The sequence below is a fragment of the Paenibacillus sp. V4I5 genome, assembly GCF_030817255.1.
In the GTDB taxonomy this organism is placed as follows: Bacteria; Bacillota; Bacilli; order Paenibacillales; family NBRC-103111; genus Paenibacillus_E.
Map to the genome: position 1 here is coordinate 6,269,903 of NZ_JAUSZB010000002.1, position 25,364 is coordinate 6,295,266.

Annotated in this window: 15 protein-coding genes; 4 read left to right on the plus strand and 11 right to left on the minus strand. The window is 47.3% G+C overall.

The features are described from left to right. Positions 1-428: 428 nt before the first annotated feature. From QFZ78_RS30800 to QFZ78_RS30815, 4 genes are all read left to right on the plus strand, one after another. Positions 429-1,670, plus strand: coding sequence for a nitrate/nitrite transporter (locus QFZ78_RS30800; RefSeq protein WP_307553168.1), 1,242 nt, complete (start codon positions 429-431; stop codon positions 1,668-1,670). A 268-nt stretch (positions 1,671-1,938) separates the two neighbouring features. Further along, the gene (gene nirB / locus QFZ78_RS30805) at positions 1,939-4,356 is read left to right on the plus strand and encodes a nitrite reductase large subunit NirB (RefSeq protein ID WP_307553169.1); all 2,418 of its coding nucleotides are present in this window, start codon (positions 1,939-1,941) and stop codon (positions 4,354-4,356) included. Positions 4,357-4,388: 32 nt separating this feature from the next. Next, positions 4,389-4,739 carry a nitrite reductase small subunit NirD gene (nirD, locus tag QFZ78_RS30810; protein WP_307553170.1) on the plus strand — a complete coding sequence of 117 codons (351 nt, stop codon included), beginning with the start codon at positions 4,389-4,391 and terminating at the stop codon, positions 4,737-4,739. A gap of 74 nt (positions 4,740-4,813) precedes the next feature. Beyond that, positions 4,814-6,922, plus strand: a complete 2,109-nt coding sequence (locus tag QFZ78_RS30815) for a molybdopterin oxidoreductase family protein (RefSeq protein ID WP_307553171.1) — start codon at positions 4,814-4,816, stop codon at positions 6,920-6,922. A 79-nt stretch (positions 6,923-7,001) separates the two neighbouring features. On the opposite strand, the gene QFZ78_RS30820 is transcribed toward QFZ78_RS30815, so the two are convergent. The 11 genes from QFZ78_RS30820 to QFZ78_RS30870 all read right to left on the minus strand — a co-directional run bounded on the left by QFZ78_RS30820 (position 7,002) and on the right by QFZ78_RS30870 (position 25,304). Beyond that, on the minus strand, positions 7,002-7,703 hold the full coding sequence (locus QFZ78_RS30820; RefSeq protein ID WP_307553172.1) for a DUF1961 family protein: 702 nt from the start codon (positions 7,701-7,703) through the stop codon (positions 7,002-7,004). Positions 7,704-7,736: 33 nt separating this feature from the next. Next, on the minus strand, positions 7,737-9,323 hold the full coding sequence (locus QFZ78_RS30825; protein WP_307553173.1) for a sulfatase family protein: 1,587 nt from the start codon (positions 9,321-9,323) through the stop codon (positions 7,737-7,739). Further along, on the minus strand, positions 9,320-10,519 hold the full coding sequence (locus tag QFZ78_RS30830; RefSeq protein WP_307553174.1) for an oligogalacturonate lyase family protein: 1,200 nt from the start codon (positions 10,517-10,519) through the stop codon (positions 9,320-9,322). Before QFZ78_RS30830 ends, QFZ78_RS30825 begins: the two co-directional genes overlap by 4 nt. Before the next feature lie 116 nt (positions 10,520-10,635). Beyond that, positions 10,636-11,100, minus strand: a complete 465-nt coding sequence (locus tag QFZ78_RS30835; RefSeq protein WP_307553175.1) for a type 2 periplasmic-binding domain-containing protein — start codon at positions 11,098-11,100, stop codon at positions 10,636-10,638. 22 nt (positions 11,101-11,122) lie between these two features. After that, the gene (locus tag QFZ78_RS30840; RefSeq protein WP_307553176.1) at positions 11,123-12,193 is read right to left on the minus strand and encodes an extracellular solute-binding protein; all 1,071 of its coding nucleotides are present in this window, start codon (positions 12,191-12,193) and stop codon (positions 11,123-11,125) included. 133 nt (positions 12,194-12,326) lie between these two features. After that, complete coding sequence (locus QFZ78_RS30845) at positions 12,327-13,208, minus strand: carbohydrate ABC transporter permease (protein WP_307553177.1); 882 nt, start codon at positions 13,206-13,208, stop codon at positions 12,327-12,329. Positions 13,209-13,298: 90 nt separating this feature from the next. Then, positions 13,299-14,267 (minus strand): ABC transporter permease, encoded by a 969-nt coding sequence (locus tag QFZ78_RS30850; protein ID WP_307553178.1) that lies wholly within the window; start codon positions 14,265-14,267, stop codon positions 13,299-13,301. Positions 14,268-14,472: 205 nt separating this feature from the next. Beyond that, the gene (locus QFZ78_RS30855; RefSeq protein WP_373460161.1) at positions 14,473-15,576 is read right to left on the minus strand and encodes a glycoside hydrolase family 88/105 protein; all 1,104 of its coding nucleotides are present in this window, start codon (positions 15,574-15,576) and stop codon (positions 14,473-14,475) included. 3 nt (positions 15,577-15,579) lie between these two features. Then, positions 15,580-18,225, minus strand: coding sequence for an exo-rhamnogalacturonan lyase family protein (locus tag QFZ78_RS30860; protein ID WP_307553180.1), 2,646 nt, complete (start codon positions 18,223-18,225; stop codon positions 15,580-15,582). Positions 18,226-18,407: 182 nt separating this feature from the next. Then, a complete protein-coding gene (locus QFZ78_RS30865; RefSeq protein ID WP_307553181.1) occupies positions 18,408-20,705 on the minus strand; it encodes a helix-turn-helix domain-containing protein in 2,298 nt (765 codons plus the stop codon). 225 nt (positions 20,706-20,930) lie between these two features. Further along, positions 20,931-25,304 (minus strand): DEAD/DEAH box helicase, encoded by a 4,374-nt coding sequence (locus QFZ78_RS30870; protein WP_307553182.1) that lies wholly within the window; start codon positions 25,302-25,304, stop codon positions 20,931-20,933. Positions 25,305-25,364: the final 60 nt, after the last annotated feature.

A 25,364-nucleotide genomic window follows, 5' to 3' on the forward strand; every position in this document is an offset into this window, starting at 1 on the left:
TCATGGCAACTTCATGTAAGGTTTTAATGATAAAATGATTTATTATACGGCATTACTATAGCATATGACCCTAAATTTTGTCGATATGGTAGAAGGAATCTCACATATAAAATTTTTGTGTTATGTTTATTGACATGTCGAAAATGTCGTACTATAATAAAGTTAGAAATCGGCACAATGATGTGCCTCTAACGAAGGCAATGGCGCCTATCCCCTTACAAATACGTAACCGGATAGGCTATTTATGTTCTGTTTACTGAAATATCTAACATGCTGTTCACGATGATGTGGCAGCAGTGGCAATGAGGCCGATAAGCATCCCGCATGGGGTATGTTTGTCGGCCTTTTCTGTTAAAGAACAGTCAGTCAAACACGTCTGGGTAGGAAAAAAAAGAAGGCGAAAAGCCTCGCAAAAGGAGAGGGAATGCATGGTTGATCGGAAAAGTTTTATGCAAGTCGGGCACAAAGGGTCATTGTTCAGTTCATTCTTATATTTTGATATGAGCTTCATGGTTTGGGTTCTTCTTGGGCCACTAGCGGTCATTCTCGCCAATGATTTTCAGCTGAATGCAGCAGAGAAAGCGAATCTCGTCGCATTGCCTGTTTTGGGCGGATCCATTCTTCGATTAGTACTTGGTGTGTTAACAGATAAAATCGGTCCAAAGCTTACAGGGCAAATCGGATTAACGTTAACTTTAATACCATTGTTCTGGGGCTGGCAATTCGCTAACACCATGGGTGATATGTACTTCGTGGCTTTGATGCTCGGTATTGCCGGAGCAAGTTTTGCCGCTGCTCTGCCGCTGGCTAGCAGCTGGTATCCGCCGCAGTATCAAGGGTTAGCAATGGGAATCGCGGGAGCAGGGAATAGCGGTACGATCTTCGCGACCTTATTCGCAAACCGACTAGCTCAACATTATGGTGATTGGCATATTGTTTTTGGCATAGCGATGATACCAATTGCTCTAACGCTTATCATCTTCAGTCTGTTGGCGAAGGATAGTCCTAATAAGCCTGCGCCTAAGACAATTGCCGAATATGGCAAGGTATTGAAACAAAAAGATTCATGGCTATTCTGTATTTTATACAGTGTAACCTTCGGTGGTTTCGTTGGAATGGCATCGTACTTGACCATCTTCTTTAACACACAATACGGTTTAGCTCCAGTTAAAGCGGCTGACTTTACAACAATATGCGTGATCGGTGGGAGCTTCTTCCGCCCGGTAGGCGGATGGCTTGCTGATAAGATAGGCGGCATTCGGATGTTAATGGTCCTGTACGGCGTTGTAGCTTTGATGATGGCTGGTATTTCCACACTTCCATCACTTTCCTTAACAACAGTCATGCTCTTCGTCGCCATGATGGCTTTCGGTATGGGGAATGGATCGGTTTTCCAACTTGTTCCACAGCGTTTCAAGACGGAACTTGGTGTTATAACAGGAGTCGTAGGGGCAGCAGGGGGATTGGGCGGTTTCTTCTTACCCAAGATTCTCGGTAACCTGAAACTATCGACAGGCTCTTTTACACCAGGTTTCCTAATCCTAAGTGCTATTGCGATTTCATGTCTCTTGTTGATCGCTATTGTGCAAGGACAATGGAAACGTACATGGATAGGCGAAGGCGGCAAAGTGAAGGTAGCTCCAGCTTCTATGGATAGTGTGCATGCTTAAGTAAAAAGTTCAAGCCGCTGGTCTTATGGCCAGCGGCATAAGAGTAAAAGTTTTTGCTCATGCAGCTTGAGTGTCCAGGCTGCATGCGCAAAGACGTTTACGACTTACCGTCTTTGGTAGTTCAAGTCGAACTACTCAAGCTCCATATCCCAATTTTGTCATTTGGGGGCGCAGACTAGATTCGCTGCTCCCAGTGACCCTTTTTTAATCGGGAATGGAACCGCACAAATGGGATATAGAGATAGACATATTAGAGAGGAAGATGGCAATGACTCAAAAAGAAAAATTGGTATTAGTAGGAAATGGAATGGCGGGTGTTAACGCTGTTGAACATTTGCTTAAACTTGCACCTGACAAATATGAGGTTACGATTTTTGGAAGTGAACCGCATCCGAACTATAACAGAATCTTGTTGTCCTATGTACTTGCCGGAGATTCCAAAGTAGAGGATATCGTCATTCATCCTTATGAGTGGTATGCGAATAACCATATTATCTTGCACACAAACCAAACGGTTACTGACATCGATACGGCCGCTCAGACGGTAACGAGCGATAAAGGGCTAACGGTTTCCTACGATAAATTAATTTTGGCTACAGGGTCCAATCCTTTCATGATTCCTTTACCTGGAGCTGATAAAGAAGGGGTTATGGCTTACCGGACCATTCGTGATTGTGAGATTATGATAGAGTCCGCTAAAAAGTATAAAAAAGCGATCGTGATCGGTGGCGGTTTGCTTGGATTAGAGGCAGCTAGGGGCTTCCTCAACTTAGGGATGAAGGTCGATGTTGTTCACATCTTAGATACAATTATGGAGCGTCAACTCGATCGTACGGCTTCCAAATTGCTGCAAGCGGCACTTGAAGAACAAGGCATCAACTTCTTGCTCGAGAAGCAATCCGCTGAGATCGTGGGCGATAAGCGCGTAACTGGATTGAAATTCAAAGATGGTACCGTTGCTGAGGCAGATCTTATCGTAATGGCTGTAGGTATTCGTCCCAATGTAGAGCTTGCGAAGAAGTCCGGAGTTGAGTGTAATCCCGGTATTATCGTGAATGATTATTTGCAAACGAGTGTTCCAAATGTTTATGCGGTTGGGGAATGCGCCATGCACCGAGGGATTGCTTACGGATTGGTAGCACCGCTCTACGAGCAAGGGGCTGTACTTGCTAAACATTTGGCAGGCGTGGAAACGGCTCCTTATGAAGGATCGATCCTTTATACGAAGCTTAAAGTATCTGGTGTTGACGTATTCTCAGGCGGACAGTTTGGCGATGAGGAAGGATCGAAAGCCATCCGCATTCATGATGAATTCACAGGCGTTTATAAGAAGGTTGTCGTTAAAGACAATAAGATCATCGGTGCTGTTCTCTTCGGAGATACGGCGGATGGTACGAGACTTATGCAAATGATTCGAGAAGAAACAGATATTACTGGCTTGGAAAAAACGGCTATTTTAACGGATTCATCCGGAGGCGGAGCGGCATCGGGTGTTGCTGAAATGAAAGACGATGCTATTATTTGCGGTTGTAATGGGGTTACAAAAGGAACGATTTGTTCAGCGATCAAGGAACAAGGATTAACAACTGTTGATGAAGTGAAAAATTGTACGACTGCTTCTCGCTCTTGCGGCGGTTGTAAACCACTGGTTAGTGATTTGTTGGCATTTACTCTAGGTGCTTCTTATGATAAGAATGCTGCGAAAGAGACGATTTGCGCTTGTACAGACCATACACGGGATGAAGTCGTTACAGCAATTCGTGAAAAAGGTTTATCCCATGTACGTGAAGTAATGAACGTGCTTGGTTGGAAAAATGAAGAAGGCTGCTCGAAATGCCGCCCTGCGCTTAACTATTACTTAGGCATGGTAAGCCCTGAGACTTATAAGGACGATAGTACCTCACGCTTTGTTAATGAGCGTATGCACGCCAACATTCAGAAGGATGGTACGTATTCGGTTGTTCCACGGATTTATGGCGGAGTAACGAATCCTACTGAATTGAAACGGATTGCAGAAGTGGCCGAGAAATTTAATGTCCCTACTGTGAAGTTTACAGGCGGACAACGTCTAGACTTACTAGGTGTGAAGAAAGAAGATCTTACCGCGATGTGGGAAGCTCTAGATATGCCTTCCGGTTATGCTTACGGAAAAGCCTTACGTACGGTTAAAACTTGTGTGGGTGAAACCTTCTGCAGATTCGGCACGGGCGACGCGATGGGCGTAGGTATCGAGCTGGAGAAACGATTCGAACGTTTGAATACGCCTGCCAAAGTGAAGCTGGCTGTATCAGGATGTCCGCGAAATTGCGCCGAGTCAGGAATTAAAGACTTAGGAGTGGTTTCAGTGGATGGCGGTTGGGAGCTTTACGCCGGAGGAAACGGCGGTGTCAAGGTACGTGTTGGTGATCTCTTGACCACTGTCAAAACGGAACAGGAAATTATCGAATATACGGAAGCTTATCTGCAGTACTATCGTGAATCCGGTAAGTATGGTGAGCGCACAAGTGAGTGGGTACACCGACTTGGTATCGAGCATATTCGCGAAGTCGTAGAAAATGAAGAAGAGCGCAAACAATTGTGTGCTCGGATGGATCAAGCACTTTCTGTGACGAAGGACCCTTGGAAACAAGCGATTGATAGCAAAAAAATTCAGCGTGACCTGTATGAAGTCGTAGAGCTTAATTAGACAAAGAAGAAAAGCCCGGGAGGAGCAAATCAATGAAAACACAAGAAGAGCAAATGGTATGGGTGCAGGCAGTATCTTATGAGGATTTAGCTTTAAACACAGGGAAAACGATTCGTTATCAAGGGGAAGAGGTTGCACTTTTCAAGCTGAAAAGCGGCAAGCTTCATGCGATTCAGAACCGCTGTCCGCATAAAGAGGGCGTCCTGGCAGAAGGAATTGTTTGTGATGATCACGTCTTCTGTCCGATGCATGATCGCAAGATTCATCTCCCTTCCGGTCTCGTTCAAGCTCCGGATACGGGGTGTGTACAAACGTATTCAACGAAAGTTCATGAAGGTACGGTGTTTATTGGATTTCCGATAAACAAAGAATTAGCCTGCTAGATTTGTTGACTACACAAGCACATTAAGATGCATTGAGATTTCATAGAGAGCTTTATCATCGGGGGTGGGGTGCGTTGAAATCAGCACTATTAACATTACCTAAAGAACAACCCTCCTCCCATTGCTGCTTTTGCAGCATGCAGTGCGGATTGGAGATTATGCCGAGTGAGAAGACGTCTGGTCTCACGATCAAACCAAGCCCGAACTTTCCTGTAGCGACTAGCCGTCTTTGCCAGAAAGGTTTGAATGCACTGGATCATGTGCTTCATGCCGATCGGATTCTTGAGCCATTGACTAGGGAGATTGGTGAGCCACGGAGGTGGCGTACTGTCTCTTGGGACCATGCGTTTGCAGACATTGCTGAACGAATTCAAGGACTGCAAGCGACATATGGCCCTGATGCCATTGGCGTGTATGGCGGAGGTTCACTTACCAATGAAGTTAGTTACTTACTTGGTAAGTTTACCCGCGTAGCGCTTAGGTCCAAATACATTGATTACAATGGCAGATACTGTATGTCCTCGGCGGCAGCAGCCAGTAATCAGGCTTTCGGGATCGATCGCGGGATGACCATGCCCCTGACGGAAGTTCCAAATGCCAAATATATCATTCTTGCAGGAACGAATATTGCGGAATGCCAACCGACGATGATGCCTTATTTACTTGAAGCGAAGAAAAAAGGCGCAGTGATCGTTACGATTGATCCGCGTAATACGATGACTTCGAAGGTAGCGGATATCCATGTTCGTCTACAACCGGGATTCGACTCTGTATTTATAAACGGACTCCTACATGTCATGGTGGAGGAGAAGCTCGTCCATCATCGATTTATTGAAGAACGTACCGTTGGGTTTGAGCAGTTGAAGGAGGCTGTTAAGCCTTTCACCCCAGCGAGAGTGGAGGAGCTAACTGGCGTTCTGGAAGCTGTAACTCGTACGATTGCTCGTGGATTCGCGAAGGCAGAGACGGGGATTGTGCTTACAGCGCGCGGCTTGGAACAGCAAGTGAACGGTGTAGAGAACACGCTGAATTACATTAATTTATCCTTGATCACAGGTAAAATAGGGCGCAAAGGCTGCGGATATGGCGCCGTAACTGGCCAAGCGAACGGGCAAGGTGGACGCGAGCATGGGCAAAAGGCGGACCAACTGCCGGGCTATCGTTTGATCGAAGACCCAGCTGCACGTGAGCATGTTGCCAAGGTATGGGGAATCGATCCGAGTGAACTGCCGGGCAAAGGGGTTTCTGCTTATGAACTGCTGCAAAAGATAGATGAAGGTGAAATCAAAGCCTTAATCGTCCTCGGATCGAATCCGCTCGTATCCAGCCCTAATAATCGGATGGTGGAGCGGGCGCTGCAGAAGCTGGAGTTGCTTGTTGTCGTTGACATGTTCGAAACCGAAACGGCGCGTTATGCCCATTATTTGTTACCAGGGTCATCCTTTGCGGAAGCAGAGGGTACGATGACCAATTTGGAAGGACGCGTGTTTCATCGTCAGAAAGCGATGGAGCTTCCGGGAAACAGCAGACTTGATTTCCACATTATTTGTCAGCTAGCGGAAGCGTTGGGCAGGGGCACCTATTTTCAATATGCGGGTATTGAAGATGTGTTTCGCGAGTTAGCAGCAGCTACGGCTGGAGGGAAAGCGGATTACAGCGGCATTACGTATGAGCGGCTTCAGGAGGAGAAAGGCATATTCTGGCCGTGTCCTGCTCCTAACCATCCGGGTACACCGCTATTATTTGAGAATCATTTTAATCATTCTGATGGTAAAGCCAGATTGTTCGGTATTAAGCCCAAAATGCCGGCAGAACCAATCGATTCGGACTATCCCTTTGTATTGACAACGGGGAGGCTGGCGAATCATTATTTAAGCGGCGCTCAAACACGTCGAACGGAAGCGTTGAATAAGAAGGCTCCCGTTCCCATTGCCGAGATTCATCCATGGCTCGCTAAGAGAATTGGACTGAGTTTGGATAACAAGATCCGCATTACAAGCCGCCGTGGATCCTTGATTTTCGAAGTTAAAGTGACGGAAGGTATTCAGCCTCGTACGGTTTTTGTACCCTTTCATTGGGGCGATGAGCATTCGATTAATCAATTAACAAATGATGCGCTGGATCCCACAAGTCGGATGCCGGAGTTTAAAATATGCGCAGTTAAAGTGGAACGTGTCGAGTAGACCGCACGCAGCTTAGTTGGCTTGGCCAAAAAACTAAGCTGGTGCGGTCTGTTTTTGTGGGTAATAGAGAGGTATGATTTTACCAAGCATGCTTTTTTGAAATCGAATATACAGTAAGATTGGCGTATTCGGCTATAAGAGGAGCCATCTGGCGAAAGCCGATTTTTCCTCCGGTAAGGGGCTTTCCACATGTTTTCCCGTCATCGGTCCAATGCAAGACAGTCAGATCATTGATGGCGAATAAAATTTCACTTCCCCATTTAAACAATTTCATCCGGTATGGACCTTTGGCATCGGTAACGGACGGGATCGGATCTCCGCCCTGCGAAACCAGATGAAAGCCATAGCTTTTACGCAGATTGCACGTATGAAAACTCCGCTCCTCTTCTTCCTTGCGTCTGAAGTAGGATACATGGAAAGCATCGATATCTCCATGGTGATATTGGTCGTACACACCTGTTCTTACGGAAAGCCGGCTGTCAAACAAATCTTCACCCCGTATCCCTTTTGCGGCAAAAAACAAGATGCAAAGCCCCGGCTCATGAATCGGCCAAAAATCCCAAGTGATCGCGATGTTGTCTGGAAATTCAACCGGACACCAATAAACGAAATTGGATTTTTGCCCAAGCTTTGGGTCAAGCTTATTTTCCATCCGCATTCGATTCAGTGGAAAACTGGCAACAGCCTGCCCTTCCATTTTGAAATCAAGCACATCGCTTTCAACGGCTAAAGGATTTTGATATATAAGCTCATCTAGCAGGAATATTTCATTCCAATCCATGTTGTACGTCACCCTCACTCATCTATTGGTGAATTACTTATCTTTTGATCCAAACAAGGTTATAAGGCTGCTCCAATCTCCGCCCAACGCCTTCCAAAACCAGGAGCGCTGCTGTTCAGGAAGCAGCGAAGGCGGAACTCTGGAATCCCATGGCATTCGCGAGAACGGCCTTGGGTTAGTTTTGGCTTCTTGAGGCTGAAAAGGAATGACTTTCAATTTATAGCCTGTTTCATCGAGTGCAATTTCAGGATTTCCATAGTTTTTGACCCAATCAACGGCTGCCATCTGATGCTCTTTTTTAACATGCTGAAAGTCGGGATCATCCGCCAAATCAATAAGCTCATGCGGATCTCTAAGGAGATTATACAGCTCTTCGTAGCCGCCATTCTGATAAAAGAGGTATTTCCACTCTTTGCTGCGGACATGGAGCATATAGTTGGGTGCCACATAGAATTCAGAACAGACTACATCTCGGCGAACCGAGGATGGTTCCGTGAGCAGTTCCAATAGATCCAAACCAGACCTTCCGTCGTAATTGCGATTTTCACTGGTCCGATTAACCAGAGTAGGGAAAATATCAAGCAAGGTAGTCAATTGATCACAGCGGGTACCCGGATGAATAACGCCGGGCCACCTTATTAACATCGGGATGTGCAAACTGCCCTCGTGCCCTAAGTTTTTAAACCATAATCGGTGGTCGCCGAGCAGTTCTCCATGATCCGATGTGAAAATAACAAGTGTATTATCCGCCAGCCCCTCTTCCTCTAGCGTTTGCATGATCCGACCTATTTGTTCATCGATAAACGTAATGTTGGCATAATAATAAGCCCTGTTTGTGAGATTAGCGTGCTCCGAGTACAGATCGGCTTCCATTGCTTGACGATGCGATTTCAAATAAGGATTTTTCGACGTTCCATCCTTATCGGAAACCCAAGGCCTCGGCATTTCTTCCGGAGCATATAAATCCGTCAAGTGTGAAGGACAATCGAAAGGAGCATGAGGCTTGACGAACGACGTCCATAAGAAAAAAGGTTTGTTAGAGGGTCTTTCCGTTTTTAGCCACTCTACCGTTCGATCCCCGCACCATTGTGTGATATGAAGCTCTTTGGGTAGGCCGTTCACAAGCGGCTTTAGTTCGTTATAACCGATCTCTGGAGGTTTCTCCCACCCCCAGGCATCATGCTCCATCAGGTATCGGTCATAATCATCAAAACGGATATCCTGTATCCGTTCAGCCGTACGTACCCCCCTCATTTCTTCCGATAAAATGAGATGATCCATGCCATACGTTTGCTCATCCGGTGTAAAATGCATCTTTCCGATCGCCTGATTGTGATATCCTGCTTTGGACAAATAAGCTGCAATCGACTCATCGGCGGCAATAGCAGGGGCTGATTCGTTGTTAAACACATTCGTCTTTCCCGCGGCAAATCCCGTCATCGTGCAGGCTCTGGCAGGAGCACAGAGAGGGTAAGGGGTAATCGCATTTTCGAAAACGGCCCCTTCCTGCGCCAATCGATCCAAATGTGGGGTTTGAATCGTTTTATTGCCGTAAACCCCCAACGTATCCCATCGCTGCTGGTCCGTAAAGATGAGAAGTAGATTCGGTTGTGTCTTCATGTAACTGGCATCTCGGGTAAAGATTCGAATTCCGGCATGTCGACCATGTACAAGTTACCATATCCCGACATATCACTCGTAAATAGCACATGCTTACCGTCCGGGCTTAGTCTCGGATGAACGTGAAGAATTTGAGAATGGAAACTTCCACGATGCTTACATAGTATACGTGGACCTTTAAACCCGGATCCGTCATTCCGCCATACCTGCAGCGTATCTTGAAATTGCTGCCCATGATAAGCGCTCGTTTGCTGACCGTCACCGATAACAAGCGATAGATCATTTGAATGTACATGCATATTTTGAAAAGGAAATTCGTACTGCTGGACATGACTGTTATCAAAAAGGACAGCCCCAATTATTTTCCCGGTGTGATCTTCAAGAGAATTGGTAAACCCGTGGTAGCCGATATGAATGCCGTCTGACAGCCAATATTCGTGGCCGACATATTCATTAGGCTTCTTATCCTTAACCTGCCAAGAATGTCCGGTGGCGATATCCAGCACCCAAATCCGATGATCTATCTGTTCCCAGGGCCCTTCATGACAAAATGTCAGCAGATGCGCTTGCGTTGGCGACGTATTGACGTGGCCGATCCACAGCTGGTCCTCATGAAGCTTTTTCACTTTCCCGTTGACAGGGGAAACCGCCATAATCATACTGTGCGGCTTCGCACGGAAATACGCTTCAAAACCCAAGTAACCATTCTTGGTATCCATCACGATACTTTGAGTTAAATCCTTATTCAGACCAAAACATAACCACTGTCCGTCTGCGGTACAGCTCAAGCTGCCGAATTTATAGTCCTCGGGAATCGTATAGAGAATCCTTTCTTCCATCGTTTCCAAGTTGATTGCCATAATTGAATTGTCATAATAGAAATAAGCCTCATGTCCATCGGGATGAAGAAAGGTCCCTTGAATTCGAGATTCACGGCCGCGTTCCAAATCCGTTAATTGGGTAATCACCCCATCGTGCAGATCCATGCTGTACAGATTGGTAACATTCTCACGATCCGATCCGAAGATCAACTTCCCATCCCCATAGAAGCCGTTATTCGTAAAATAGATATGGTGACTGTGCGAGCAGTGATTCGTTAACTGAGTTACCGTTACGCCCGTTATCAGATCTGTATAACTGCGTCGTTCCGAAGGCCAAACTGTTCCTTTACCGCCTCTGAATCTTGCCATTGTCATCGCAATCGCTCCTTTCGTTATACCGATATAAATTTCAACCTGAACCTTTTAGAGAAAAAGTCCAGTCCTATTGAGCGACTGGACATATCCTCTAAAAGCAGTTCTACTGGCTTAACTTATTTAGCCTTGCTTGCAGCGAAGGCTTCGCTTATTTCTTTTGTATAGTCATCGCCGCCGCTCTTTTTCCACAAATCCATGTCGGCTTTAAAGCCGGCTTCATCGATTTTGCCGACAATAAATTTAATTCGTGCGTCTTCCACCATTTGATCCAATTGCGCGCCTTTTTGCGTATAGGTTGCCGTTGTAAATGGTTCTCCGGGATTGGTAACAATGATTTTCTCATTTGCCTTTTGCACTTCGATCGACTTCGTGCGAAGCGGTGTAGACGGTTTGAACATGTCATTGATAATGTACGGAATCGAAGATAAGATCTGGTTCATATTCTTGTTATTAATATCAGGAGCCATTGGATCAGTTGGAACGATAAGAATAGACTGTTTGCCGTCTTCCACTTTATAATGAACACCTTCAATACCAAAGTTGAGTAACGCTTGCATATCTTTATCGTTGGTCTTATCCAAGAAAGTAAGCACTTTCTTCAGGTCAGCTTCTGTTTTTAACGCTGGATTTCGAGATGAGGAACATGCCGTTGTGTCCGGCTGTCGGTTGATTGTGAAGACCGGTAGGGCCGCTTACAGCTCCAATGATATCTATACTGCCCTTCGGATTGACTTGTTTCATTTTCTCTTCAATTTGATAGGAACGTTCCGTAACGTCAACCGCTACACCCGCTTGTCCGTTAATAATCGGATCATTCCATTTCGCTGAATCATATACCGCAAAATCTTGATTGATTAACTTCTCGTTATACAGTTTTTTGAAAAATTTGAGTGCTTCCATATATTCTGGAGTCAAATGGGCGGGTATCAACTTGCCGTCTTTCTCAGCCCACTTATTCGGAGCACCGAACCAAGTTTGCATAATATCAAAGGGACCCGTATATCTAGTTACGACCATGCCATACGTATCGTTTTTGCCGTTTTTATCAGGGTCATTGGTGGCGAATGCCTTTAACATCGCGTAAAATTCATCGATCGTCTTCGGTTCCTTCATGCCTAAATTATCAAGCCAATCCTTACGGTAGCTGATCCCCATTCGTCCGATCGGGCGGGATACATAGAGGCCATAGAATTTACCGTTTACCGACGTATTGTTAAGTACAGTTGGGTTCGCTTGTTTAAGATTCGGATAATCTTTGAGATAAGGGCCTATTTCCCAGAATGCGCCTCCTTTGATAGCGTTGGCAACAGCGGGCAATTTCGCATTATTTACAAATAGAAGAGAAGGAATGGAACCGGAAGCAAGCGTTATGTTCAGTTTATCGTTATAGCTTGCATCAGGAACAAATTGGAAATCAAGCTTCGTGTTCGTATGTTCTTCAACTTTTTTCCATACTTTACTTTCTGGGGTAGCCGTATCATTGTAGTAGCTCTTCAACATGATACTGATAGGGAATGGCTTCTCTTTTGCAGCGGTTGTCGCTCCTGAGGTCGTCTTAGGTGTATCAGTTGCTTTAGACCCGTCAGTACCCGAGCTGCACCCCGCTATAACTGTAACTGCTACTATGATGCTAGTAGTGGCAAGCAATGGTTTTTTCTTTTTTTCCCAATTCATATTCTTTTTCCTCCCTTTGTCTTATCAAAAATATACTTGTTTATGATGAAGCATGCACCTGTCGTCAAACACTTACTGGATTTGGACCGATGCTGCGACAATCCGAAAATAGTCCCCCGTCGCTATAAAAGCGTTACCCTTTTACCGCACCAATTAAAACCCCTTTGGCAAAATACTTTTGAATAAACGGGTAAACCATCAAGATCGGTAATGTACCCACAACGATGATCGCCATTTTAATCGATTGATCCGGTGGTTTTACATAAGTAGGATCATACGTCCCCATCTCTAGCGCGCCTGATGCCAAAAGTACAATTTGCCTCAATAGAACCTGCATCGGCCACATTTTGGCGTCTGATAGATAGATCAGCGCATGAAAGAAATCATTCCAATGGGCAACGGCGTAGAAAAGCGCGAATGTTGCGATAACCGGTTTGGAAAGCGGTAAAACAATTCGCCACAGCACGCCTATATCATTACACCCGTCTATTCGGGCCGATTCAATCAGTTCGCCCGGAATTTCTTGGAAAAATGATTTCACGACAATCAAGTTAAAGGCGTTGATGGCGACAGGCAGCATGACCGCCCAGTAGGTGTTCAATAGTCCTAAGCCTTTAACAACCAGATAAGTTGGGATAATCCCGCCGCTAAACACCATCGTGAAGATGATTAGGTTCAAGACGACATTTCGGCCGATCATGTGCCGCCGCGATAAAGCATAGGCCATCGTAAAGGTAAACAATAGATTTACAAGAGTTCCCCCTACGGTTATAAATACGGATACGAATAAACTTCGCGGTAACGTATTATCTTTAAATACGAACTTGTAAGCATCGAATGTGATTTCTTTGGGAATTAGGAAAAAGGATCTGCTTCCTATCTCAAGATCGCTTGCGAACGACCCCGCCACGATATACATAACCGGAAGAACCATAGTAAGGGCAACGAGAGCAAGAAAGAGATAATTGGCAATATCAAACAGTTTTTCGCCTACTGACGAATGACGCGTGTTCATAGTACTCTCCCCCTAAGAGTTTTGCGATAGCAAAACTTTCTTCGTAAGCATGTGCTGAGTTTTGCGATAGCAAAACTTTCTTCGTAAGTATCAAAATATACCGGAGTGCCCAGCCCTTTTGGCTAAATAATTAGTTGAAAAGACGAGAATGACACCGATGATGGCTTTAAATAACCCTACCGCCGCGCTGTAGCTGAAAGCGCCCTGTACGATCCCCGCCGTGTAAACATAAGTGTCAAACACTTCGGCCACAGGCCGGTTTAGTGGGTTGATCATTAATAGGACTTGTTCAAATCCACGATCCATAAAGTGACCCATTCGCAGAATCAGCACGATAATGATCGTTCCTTGAATGGCCGGCAGCGTAATGTGCCAAAGTTGGCGAAAACGGTTTGCTCCATCGACGATGGCCGCTTCATACTGCTCTTGATCCACCCCCGCAAGCGCTGCGAGGAAGATGATCGTTCCCCAACCCATCTCTTTCCAAATACTCTGTGTGATAATCAGGGGACGAAACCAGTTTTCACTTGTCAGAAAGTCGATTTTATACCCGAATAGCTTAAGCATCATTTCATTGATGACTCCACCTTCTGTCGTCAAAAGAAGATAGGAAATACTTGCAACAATAACCATCGAAATAAAATGGGGGATATAAATCAGTGATTGGATAAAGCGTTTGTAAAAAGATTTGCGGACTTCGTTTAACAATACCGCCAGTATGATAGGCGCCGGGAAGAAAAACACCATATCATACAAACCAAGCAAAAGCGTATTGCGTATCAATCTGAAAAATACGGGGTCTTGAAAAAATTGCTTAAAATTATCTAGTCCGACCCACTCGCTTTTAAAAAAACCGACGTAAGGCTGATAGTTTTTGAAGGCAAGGAGGACCCCCCACATCGGAACATATTTAAAAATAATAAAGTAGGCCAATCCCGGCAGCAGCAGCAGCAATAAATATTTATCTCTTAGAACTTTGCCTATTAGCGTATTGCGCTTGGAATTTCCTACGGATGGGACAGGCGCTATGTGCTGTTCAGCCCCTGATGCTTTGATCATGTTCTCACTCCTTCGCAAATTGAATTGAAATTTTAGCTTGTGGCTTTGTAAGATAAACACTATAAGATTCAAATATTTCTGACAACAACACTATTTTGAAACCGCTTTCTCAAAAAAGTATGAAGTTAGAAAAAAAGTATTATCACCATGAATCAGCTTTTTTTATAAGGGATAACACCGAGAAAACAATGGGTTGAACATTCCTTTATTCGGTTTGTGAAATGTCTTTCAACCATTTGTACGTTAGAAGCGAAGAGAGGAATACTAAGGCCAGACCCTGTCCCCAGCCTTGAATCCGTTCATGGGCGACCCCTTTGTAGCCATCGGCGTCTTTCATTACAGCCGTTCCAGCCGAAACGTCCAACACTGTACCGTTATTCGAAATTTTCGATAATACGGCAGGCACGGCCTTTTGAATATATTTATTGTACATAGGGGCGCCGATGGCTTCGTTGTATCGAATCAATCCGGCGGCAAGACCCGCAGAGCCCGATGTTTCCTCATAAGAGGTCGGATCATTCAGAACGGTGTGCCAGAGCCCATGATCAGATTGGAGCCGGACGATGCTGCTAAGTTGATCACGCAGCGAATCGTACATTTTCATATAGGACGGATGTGTGACTTCTACGATATGCAGCGCTTCCGACATCGTATATGCTGCCCATGAATTGCCACGCGCCCAATAGACAGCGGACATGTTGTTCTGGGCGATATGATCCCAACCATGAACATATAGATTTGTTTCACGATCCTGCAAGAAGCGCTCGTGTGCATGGTACTGCAGTAAGCCATCCTCCAGCCATTCGTTTCTTTCAAGTAAAGTGCCAATGCGGATGAGAAAATATCCAGCCATAAACATCGTATCGACCCAAGCCTGCTGCGGAAAATCGTAATTTTGCGATACGGTGTGCTGAAACACGCCATCCGCGAATCGTACCGCATCTGTTCTCAAGAACTCCGCCATTTGGACTGCTATATCCAGATAACGTTCCGATTTGGTTTGATCGTACAGTGTAAGCAAGGTATGACCTATGGATACAGCGTTGACGGTTAACCTAGGAATGCCTTCCTCCAACTGCTCATCGATCCACGCTTGCAATTGATCCAAATACTTTGATTCTCCAGTAGCCAGATAAGCTTGGCCAACGCCGTAGAAAGCGACTCCGGCAGGCCAATCCCATGTCATATCCATCTGAAACGTTCTGGTTACTAGCCGCTCGATGGCTTGTTTAATATCCGTTTCATTGATCGTTACGTATTTCAAAACAGTTCCTCCTCGAACATTGGAATTTGAAATCTTAGACGGCATCGATTATTTCTTCTGATCCGCGGTATAGGAAGCGCTCAGATATTCAGCATTCAGCTCCGTCGGCAGTTCGTTCCCGATTAGCTCCAGGCACATGATCGCGTTCAAGGACCATTGCGACGTTACATTTGTTGTGATGCTCGGCAGTTCTTGAATAGGTCGGACATACGCGTGCTCCGGCACTTGATAGGTTCGCGTCGCGTCCTCGCTGCCCCCCGGCAGACGATTCTCCAGCATGATCTGCCATGTTATCGCAGCCAGAGCAGCATTACTTCGTCGGTTGGCTGCGTAAGCCGCCATCGATGCCGCAAACATCGGCCAGCTGAATTTAGTATGATCGATGACCCCATTCGTTCGGGCTAACTTTTCCTCAGGTTCTAGGTAATAAAATTCCCCGAATTCTACGAGCATGTCATCCCATTCAGGATCGGAGAGCAGTTGCGAAAGCTCTATCCATACTTGCGGCGCTCCGAAGGAAATGACCATATGATATCCGTAGTTGCCGTCGCTGATATGAGTAAGAATCCCAGTATTCGGATCGTATCCGAATGTCGTGCCTGATAAGAGCCGGAACGGTGCGGCCTTCAAATTCTTAATCCCTTGCAGGATCTTATCTCGGTATTTCGAATTCTCAAAGCGTTCCCATTGCGACATCCAATTCGAGCTGAAGGCTGCCCAGTCCGGACCGCTCCTCACGTGGGTAGGATGCTCGTCCTTCGGGAAATAAGCTCTCATCGGATCGATTCCGACGGTGGCGAAATCAGCATCGGCCACTTCCTTCAAAATATCTCCAATACGTTCATCTGCAGTCAAGAAGTAATAGTAACGATGTAAACCCGCCATTGCTATGCGCGCTTCCTTGCATCCGCAACCCCAGTGAACAACATTATGCCGAGACCCGAGCCCTGCATATTCTCCCAAATGATAGACATCCACTTCACTCGTATGACGCGTCATGGCTTCCGCCATGCGGAACAAATCTGCACGTCCCGACCGCAAGAACGAGAGCCAAAGCCAGATGTTCGGCACAAGCTCGGTGTTCTGCCAGGCAAACCCGCCTACGTCGTATCTCCATTCATGCCGTACGGCATCGTACGTATGCATGAAATCTCCATAATCCCAGAAACCGTACCATCGCCGTCCCTCAACCTCTTGCTTGTAGAAGCTCAAACAGGCGTCGAGTTGATCTTCGATCCAAACTTTAGCAGGCGTGCTGCGGTCAGGCAAGCTCCAGATACCGAATACGTTCGTATCATGATAACGTGCAGGCTCACATAAGAGCTGCGGCGGGGTTTGAACATGGCTAGTCATGTTTGCAAGGTCGGCAGCAGCGGGTGTCCCATCGCAGCACCACAGCATAAGCTCGTTCGTATTTCCGATTCCATATGGTGTACTGCGCAGCTCTTCCGATCCCTCATAGGCGGATTCCACATACGTTGTTGTATCGTAATGACGCATATCCATAGCTGCCGCATCCGGCGACCAGAACCAGAGTGTTAGCTTGGCTTCATTTTTCGTCATACCGGTTACTTCCAAAGACGATGGATGCTTTTGCCAAAAATTGCGCAGCCCTGCTGCAAGCCCGCCGTGAGTGTCTCCGGCATATACGAGCCCTTTCGCACGGTTACCACTGACGGCCTTCACTGGGCTGCATTCTTCATATGTTTGCTTGACGACAGAATAGGAGTCGGCGGAAAGCTGCATCAACTTAAAGCTGTCCCAGGCAGCGGAATCATCAAGCAGCGCTTTGAATTTCGCATCTTTCTCATGATCAAATGCAATCGCTTCCCCAGCTTGCTGACGCCAGAACATGTCCATGTAGACGCCTTTCGTCCGCCATGTCGACAAATGCCGGGGCGATTCACTGAAAAAGCCTGTATCGCCCGCAAAACGAACGTACCTGTTATAAAGGGGGGCTTTCAGCGGCAAAGCAAAAGAGATGCCAAGCCCTTTCACGAAGTCCTCCTGTGGATCTCCATTGAACAATGAGGTGTGGACAATCCGAATCGATGCTTGATTGGCGTAGAAATACAGACGCAGCCGGAAGGGGAGCCAGGAACGATCGGCTTTCTTGGAGATATGCTCGCCCTCCACCATGAGTACGACCCGTGAAGGGCCCTCCTGTTCGATCGTTACGGATGTGACCTCGCCACGAAACGATTCTTCCTGGTAAAGACGTCCACTCGATGTCGTTCGTCGTTCTTCGCGAATACAGACGAGTGAACCATCCGAGCTGATCAGCTTCTCCCCGTGATATAGAGCGCGGATGAATGACTTTCCTTGTTTTCCGACGATACACCGGATGACTCCGGTATCGACAGTCACTGCATCAGCCGATTGAGAAACCTTCATACGGGATCTCGCATGGATCGCTATAGACTGTTCATCGGCGGCTTGTAGTGTATAGCCTTCACTTTCAGGTTTATCGAACGATGCGGCGTGCGCTGTCCATTTCACGCTGCCGTCAGGCCAATAAGCGGTTGGCCAGCTTTGAAGCGCGAGCGGGCTTCCTGACGGGTCAATAAGGGTGAAAGTACCAGCTTGCGACCGATTTAATTCACCTATGTGCCAAGGTACTCCCCACGTAACACCGCAAGAGTTTGGTAGTTCTTCCTCCAACCAATGCATGCGGAGTTGCTTTTTCTCTCCCATGTTTTCTTTCCCCCTCTCCGAATTTGTTTAGGTCTTGGTTCAAGATTAGTATCTATGGGAATTTCCTTCAACCACACTTTCTAACTCCATACATGACGGGACATTTCACTTTTTTGCGGGATTAAGACTTTTTTTCAACCAAAAAACAAACCGCCATTACTGGCGGTTTGGGCATGATGCTATTATTTTCGGTTTATTTCCCGATATTGGCTTGGCGTTATGCCTTCTTGTTTCTTAAAGATCCGGTTAAAATAGCTAGGCTGATATCCAGCCTTTTCGGCGATATCGTTGATTTTCATATCCGTGTCACGCAAAAGCTCCTTCGCTTTTTCAATACGCAGCTCGGTTAAATAGTCAATAAAATTTTTACCGCTGACCTGCTTGAACGCTTTGCTTAACGCAACCGTATTCGTGCCCGCGTAGTCGGCGCAGCTGTCCAGAGATATTTCCTTCATGTAATTGTTCTGAAGATAAATCATCGCAGTTTCCACAGTCCTTTTCACTTCCACGTCGGATCGCGATTCCAGTTCTTTCATGAAGGGGCATACTACTTTGTCGTTGAACCAAGCAATCATTTTCTGCGGATCTCCGAACTGCATCAATTGTTCGTACAAATTTGCCGATTTGAAAATGCGGTTCGGATCCATACCCGTAAGCCGAATGGCATGCAGAATGCTGCCGAGCAATTGGAGCATTCCTTGCTGAATGTCGATCACCTTGGCTCCGCGTTCAAGCAGTTCTTCCAAGAAAGCCTGAATGAGCTGCTTTGCTTCTTCATTCTGCCCGGTTCGAATCGCTTGAATGACCTCTCTTTCGAGCGCGAATGGATAATGAATCTCGTGGTTCTCTTTATCATGCTCATCCAGAGATTCCAGGTCGATAATTTGGTTCCGGCTTTCGAAACGGCGCATGCTTGACGCCTGCATCGCTTCCTCGAAGCGGGAGGGCACATGAACGACGGACAAAGCGAGACTGCCGATCGTGACCGATACGTACATGTTGAGCACGTGATGAATCCCATGAGTCAGTTCTTGACTAAAGGATCTGATCGCTTCCTTCTGATCGGTTTCTTCCGGAACGATGATGAGGAGACCGACAGACAAATCGTGGAAATTCATCACTTCTGCTTGCTCGAAATGGCTCGATGCGAGCTCCATCGTAATATTGGCAGCAACGAAAGTGACGAGTCCTTCATCGCCAGACGAGAAGCGTCCTTCCAAGTTTTCAAATCCGCTTAATTGAATGTACAGCACGGCATATTGCCGATTATCCACCGACCAGCCGAAATTGCGCATCCTCTCAAGAAGAGCTTGCTCAGAGTAGGAATAGAGATACCCTTGGACAAGTTGAAGCAGGAAGCCCTCCTTGAGGTGAGGAAGCTGCTGCTCCAACTTATTCTGAAGTGTCATGCTCTCTCTAGTCAGATGCAGCCATTCTTTCTCAATAATCTTAAAATCATCATTTTGTTCTTTCCGGAGTGTCGCTAAAGCCGTATTTCCAGTCAGTAAGCTGACTAACTGTGCGATAGGTGAATAGATACGCCGTGAAGCCAACCAAGATAACACGAACGCGAGCAGCAGCATCCCGATGCTTAGCGTCAAGATCAATTGAGAAATAAAAACGACTGGCTTGGTAATTGCGCTAATTGGCGACGCAGTGACATAAGTCCAAGAGGTACCGACGCGCGACATGGTGCCGAAGGCTACAGTGTATTTCGTTTGGTTCCAATCAAACAGGAATGATCCTGATTTCGTCTTACTGGCAAGTACCTCTCTCTTAATAGCTTCATCTAGCTGCGATGCTGTTCCTTTCCCTGAGCTAGACAGCAATTGATCGCCATTTTCCTCCAACAGAAACGTACCCCCGTCGTTATATGGGGCTAACGTTTGCAGCAGTTTGGCGACCTTCGCGGTATCGATCCGAACTGCGATGACCCCAAACGGATTCTCGTCGGTTTCAGGTATTTTTACCATTAACGACAATGAGTTATCACGCGGAAGTCCGGACTCCGAAGTATGCTGGGACCAGAAAACCTTCTTATCATTCGCGAGCAATTTCCTGTATCCGTCGATCTGTACAGCACTGGTTAATGCCTCGTATTGCGGATGAAACCTTACGGGCGCTGCCCCTTCCAAGAATAATTCTGTTTCCGTAGCCAGTGGATTGGCGCCTTTCATATTAGCTAATGTCTGTGTGATGTTGCGAGCAATCTCGAAATCATACGATAGATTTAAACTCGCTGATGAGTAACTGAAACTTGGATCAAATCCCCAATGCATAACCGACGTCTCCAAGTAAGCGAACTGCTCGTCAATATTGGCTGCTCTTAGTTGAATCTGTTTATTGTGCATCTGAAGCAGCTCGTTCTCAAGACGATCGCCGGCAAGCCAATAAATCACGCCGCCGAAGATAAGTCCGGGAATACTGGAGATGATCAGAATTAAAATCCAATTGTCTCGGAAGCGCTTACTTCTGAACACGATTTAATTCCCCCTGATTTCTTCTTTTAAACCTGTATGAATATGGATAATTTGCAGCTGTAACCCTACATCGATAAAAGGTTCCTTCATATAATACCATGTGAATGGTTAATCGAGAATTGACTTTTGATCATAATTCAATTATCGTGTCATGTCCAGCTAGGTAACCGATATCCATGTGCTTCTACAACCGCAGTTAAAGCAGAAGGTAAGAGTAGGCCGCACTCAGCTTAATTGGCTTGGCCAAAGCACTAAGTTGGTGCGGTCTTTTTCTGCGCCTAGAAGTTTTAAATATTCCTGTTCGGGCGCTTCTGCGATACGTACACCGTTCCACGTTTCGATAACGATTTTACGTAGTTGATGTTGTTTAAGGAACTGGCGAAACATACTTTTTAACTCGTGGACGATGGTCATCTGATCGACATTTTGGTTCGTTGTTGGTGCAATCTGATAAATTCGCTTGCCATTATTTTCGATCCAATACAACCACTCACTGCCTTTGAGGGCTAAGTAATTGCCGCTTTTACGTGAAAATGAAATGTTCGAAACCTCAGGCCATGGGACTATCAGTCCAAAGGGATTAGCCGGATCAACAGCACTTAAAAGCGTGAATTTTTGTTGACTCTCGGAAGTGTTACCTGTTTGTTGGTACAGGAGAGTGATGAATTCTTTGGATGCGAACTGCAGAGCATGTAAATCGGTAATGAATAGCCCGCGAACAACAAGTCCCCACTCTTCCAACTGACGAAGCGCTGTCTGAATGGCTTCCCATGGAAACGGACAGTGAGCAGAGACGAGATCTTTGGTGATGATGCCAAAACGCTCCAGCAGATGATGCGTCCACTGCATGGCGGACGCTTGCTTATCGAAGGCAGGGCTAAGCAGGGAATCGAGAGGATACCAGCGGCCAAGGCCTGACTGGAATTTATCCGGTTTCTTAGAAGCTCCTGCGGCATGTAGTCGAAGCGGAGCGAATTGGTCGTTGGCTGCCTGTCCATCCCACACTAATTGCAGCAGCTCCTCTAATAACGAAGATGGAGCTCGCCCTGTTTCAATACCCAGCTTGCTCAGAAAGATGGCCCCTTTTTCCTGCAAAAGGCTTAGGAGCTCAGGGTGTGAGGCTGGTCTTTGGTTTGCGATTGTGAGGCAGGGCTCATACAGAGAGCTGCTTTCTGCCAGAAAGAAGGCAATGCGGCCTTCCTTTTCGTCGGGCTCTTTGCGGCCTATCCAGACAATTTGACCTGAAGAACATAAGGTGTCTAGGTCCTGTTTGCGGTACGATAGCTGGCGAGTCGGAAATAGGACAGACTCCCACAGTGAGACGGGCAGGAAGAAGCCTTGCAAATCTTCAATAATTTCGCGAAGCAGTTCCATTCCTGGAACGTCAGTTCTATCTGCGAGTTTGCGCCTAAGCGGCATATGCGTCATATAGGTGGAAGGGGATACAGCCTCGCCACTACGTCGATAGGACTGAAGGGACAGACGAATTAATCGTGAAGCGACCTTGCTGCTCGTCCACAGCTCTTCGATTTCTGGATCAGCAAAAGGTGCGACAGTTAACGCACTGGATTGAACGGCACTCTGAACCCAATCGGCTGCGATGTCAGCTTCTACCTCAAAACGGGCTGCCAATTCAGCAGTTGTGAAAGAGAGCTTCCCGTCGGCAAATCTTTGAAACACGAACGATCTGGCAACCGTAGAATCCGAGAGTGAAGAATAGAATTCCAATTCATCACTGCAAATATATCGTGTTTCTTTGGTGAAGAAGGCAGTTGCTGCCTTTCCTTGCCCAAGGAGCTCATTGATCCATGCTGAAACGATTGTATGGGAGGCTGAACTAGCCTTGACGAGTTCAGCCAATGAGGAATCGCCACGTTCTTTCAAATAACGAAACACCTCTTGTGCAGAAGCTAAAGGATCATCCGTCAGGGCGAGTTTATGTTCCTCTGCCTCGATGACTTGAGGGCTAACAGCGCTGCGGATCGCCTCTGATCCGAAAATATCGGCTGCCATTTGGCGGCTAAAGCCAAGTAATTCAACCTGTAAATCCTGCGTTAACGCATCGGATTCATATAATTTCTGCGACACGTAGTCGAACTTGAATTGCGCAGCGAGCGGCGATGGGAAATGGTTGCGATGAACGGCAAATTGGATACTTCCTGTATGAATAGCTTCTATAATGCGCTGAAGCTGCTGAATATCGACATGCTCCTCCAGGCATTCTCGCATGGCTTCCTGAAACAAAGGAAAGCGTTCTTTGAATGGTAGTGCTTCCTTCATGAGTTCTTGTCCGCGCAGTCGCTTAATCCAAGCGGGGATACGTGTGAAGCTGCGGGAAAGAAGCAAGGATGTTTCTGCCAGTCGTTGGAAAGCAGCACCAAACATACCGGATTCGGCTACAGCTTCAATGATGAACTGTTCCGCTTCTATAGAAGAGATGGACATGATGGCCTGCAAAATCGATTCCTGGAAGCTGGGGAAAATAAGCTCGATGCCATTGTCTTTCGCATTGGTATAGATAGCGGTTAGCCCTTTTTGTTTAAGGTGCCGATCAATGGCCATTAACCAAGTACGGTTCAGCTTGCGACCGAATAGGCTGTGCAAAATGTAGTGTGTTTGATTGTTTTCATCCGCAAAGGTTTCTATGACAACCGTTGTATCTGTTGGAACTGTATTTACAGCGATTTGATTGCGAACGATACCGATGAGAGCATGGCTAGCCTCCGAATCAAAGTGAAAATGATCCATGAGCCAGTCTTGGACGTTGAGATCAGCTTGAGTGTGAGGAAGCGGCTGCAAACGATCACGCAGCTCTCGCCATAACTGCCCTGTTTGAACGCCGAGTTCAAACGACTTTCCGCCGGTTTCCCCGCGCCAGAAGGGGACTTCGCTGTAACGGTTATCGGCTTCCTGGACATAAATGCGCTCTGGACGCTTGCGGACGATGCGCCAAGAAGCCGTACCCAATTGAAACACGTCGCCGATAGACGATTCGTGGATGAACTCTTCATCTAGCTCACCGAGGTGAAGTCCGGTTTCATTGTGATGCACGGGATAGGCCGTGCTCTGAGGGATTGTGCCCGCGCCGGTGAGCGCGGCCATCTGTGTGGCAGCCAACCGTTCTAAGCGGCCAGTTTCGCGATCCCATGCGATGAGCGGACGCACGAAGGGGTACAGTCCTGCGAGCACCTCAAGCATTGCGAGCCAGCGTTCGCGCGGCAGCTCGCGGAAGGAGTCGCTCTGCGCGAGCAGGCGCTCTAGGCGCGTCACATCCAGCTCGTCTCCCATGGCTACCATAGCGACGAGCTGCTGCGCGAGGACATCGAGGCTGCCCCGCGGGATGCGGATGGCCTCGATGTCGCGCGCCGCGATCCGCCGGCTGAGCACGGCCAGCTCCGGCAGCAGACTGCGGCTGCGCGCAAGCAGCACACCGCGGCTGACGCTGCCGACGGCGTGGCCGGCCCGGCCGATCCGCTGAATGCCTGCGGCAGCGGTGAAAGGCGAGTCGATCTGGATCACCAGATCGACATGGCCGACGTCGATGCCGAGCTCCAGCGACGACGTGGCAACCAGGCAGCGAAGCTCGCCAGCCTTGAGCAAGCGCTCGACCTCGAGCCGCTTCTCGCGGGCGACGCTGCCGTGGTGGCTACTCGCGATCTCATGACCGACATGGTCATTGAGTCGCAAGGTCAGTCGTTCGCAAAGCCTACGGCTATTTGCGAAGATAAGCACCGTGCTGCAGCCTTCCATGAGCTGCAGCAGGCGCTCGACAAGAGGCGTCCATATCGCCTCTTGATCAGCCCCAGCCCGGGCAGGTTCCGGCATCGTCACCTGAAGTGCGTACTGCTTCTCGGCTTTGCTCTCGATAATAGCTACATGCCGCGGCTGGTCAGCTTCCCAGCCGCCGAGATAACGAGCGACCCGCTCGATAGGCTTTTGCGTGGCTGATACGCCGATCCGCTGGACGGATCGCCCGCACCACGCGTTCAGCCGTTCCAGCGTGAGCGATAAGTGCATACCGCGCTTGTCCGCTGCCAGATCGTGGATTTCGTCGACGACGATCTGTTCCACGCTCTTTAGCATTTCTCTTGCGCGCGGGGAAGTCAGCAGCAAATACAACGATTCTGGCGTGGTCACCAGCAGATCTGGCGGCTGTTTCAGCATCGATGCCCGAGTGCTTTGTTTGGTATCGCCGGTACGAACCCCAATCGTGAGTCCCCTCCAGGCGGTTTCCTTTTCGAAAGAGGAAGCAGTCTCCTCAATTTCGGCCATAAAATGAATCAAATGATCATGAATATCGTTATTCAGCGCTTTGAGTGGTGTCACGACAAGCACGCGAACACCGGCTGTGTAAATTTCCTCAAGTTCCTGCTTCTTTTTGATAACTCCGTCCAAACAAGGCAGTAGAGCTGCCAGCGTTTTACCTGAGCCTGTTGGGGAAGAGATGAGAGTGTGTGTGCCAGAACGTATTTGTTTCCACGCCTGCTTCTGAACATCTGTTGGTTCACCGAAACGAGAAGCAAACCAAGTCCTCAGAATGGGATGAAAATGAGATAGATCCAGCGCTATGTCCGTCATTGCCTTCGCTCCCTTGCTCACAATTTCTTCCAACATAGCATATTGTGAGGGTCATCGCCAGCGGTACAGAATATGACAGTT

Excerpts from the sequence above, each read along its gene's own strand:
- QFZ78_RS30800 (WP_307553168.1), top strand. The coding sequence starts at position 429 with ATGGTTGATCGGAAAAGTTTTATGCAAGTCGGGCACAAAGGGTCATTG.
- nirB (WP_307553169.1), top strand. The coding sequence starts at position 1,939 with ATGACTCAAAAAGAAAAATTGGTATTAGTAGGAAATGGAATGGCGGGT.
- nirD (WP_307553170.1), top strand. The coding sequence starts at position 4,389 with ATGAAAACACAAGAAGAGCAAATGGTATGGGTGCAGGCAGTATCTTAT.
- QFZ78_RS30820 (WP_307553172.1), bottom strand. The coding sequence starts at position 7,703 with ATGGATTGGAATGAAATATTCCTGCTAGATGAGCTTATATATCAAAAT.
- QFZ78_RS30825 (WP_307553173.1), bottom strand. The coding sequence starts at position 9,323 with ATGAAGACACAACCGAATCTACTTCTCATCTTTACGGACCAGCAGCGA.
- QFZ78_RS30830 (WP_307553174.1), bottom strand. The coding sequence starts at position 10,519 with ATGACAATGGCAAGATTCAGAGGCGGTAAAGGAACAGTTTGGCCTTCG.
- QFZ78_RS30840 (WP_307553176.1), bottom strand. The coding sequence starts at position 12,193 with ATGAATTGGGAAAAAAAGAAAAAACCATTGCTTGCCACTACTAGCATC.
- QFZ78_RS30845 (WP_307553177.1), bottom strand. The coding sequence starts at position 13,208 with ATGAACACGCGTCATTCGTCAGTAGGCGAAAAACTGTTTGATATTGCC.
- QFZ78_RS30850 (WP_307553178.1), bottom strand. The coding sequence starts at position 14,267 with ATGATCAAAGCATCAGGGGCTGAACAGCACATAGCGCCTGTCCCATCC.
- QFZ78_RS30855 (WP_373460161.1), bottom strand. The coding sequence starts at position 15,576 with ATGCCGTCTAAGATTTCAAATTCCAATGTTCGAGGAGGAACTGTTTTG.
- QFZ78_RS30860 (WP_307553180.1), bottom strand. The coding sequence starts at position 18,225 with ATGGGAGAGAAAAAGCAACTCCGCATGCATTGGTTGGAGGAAGAACTA.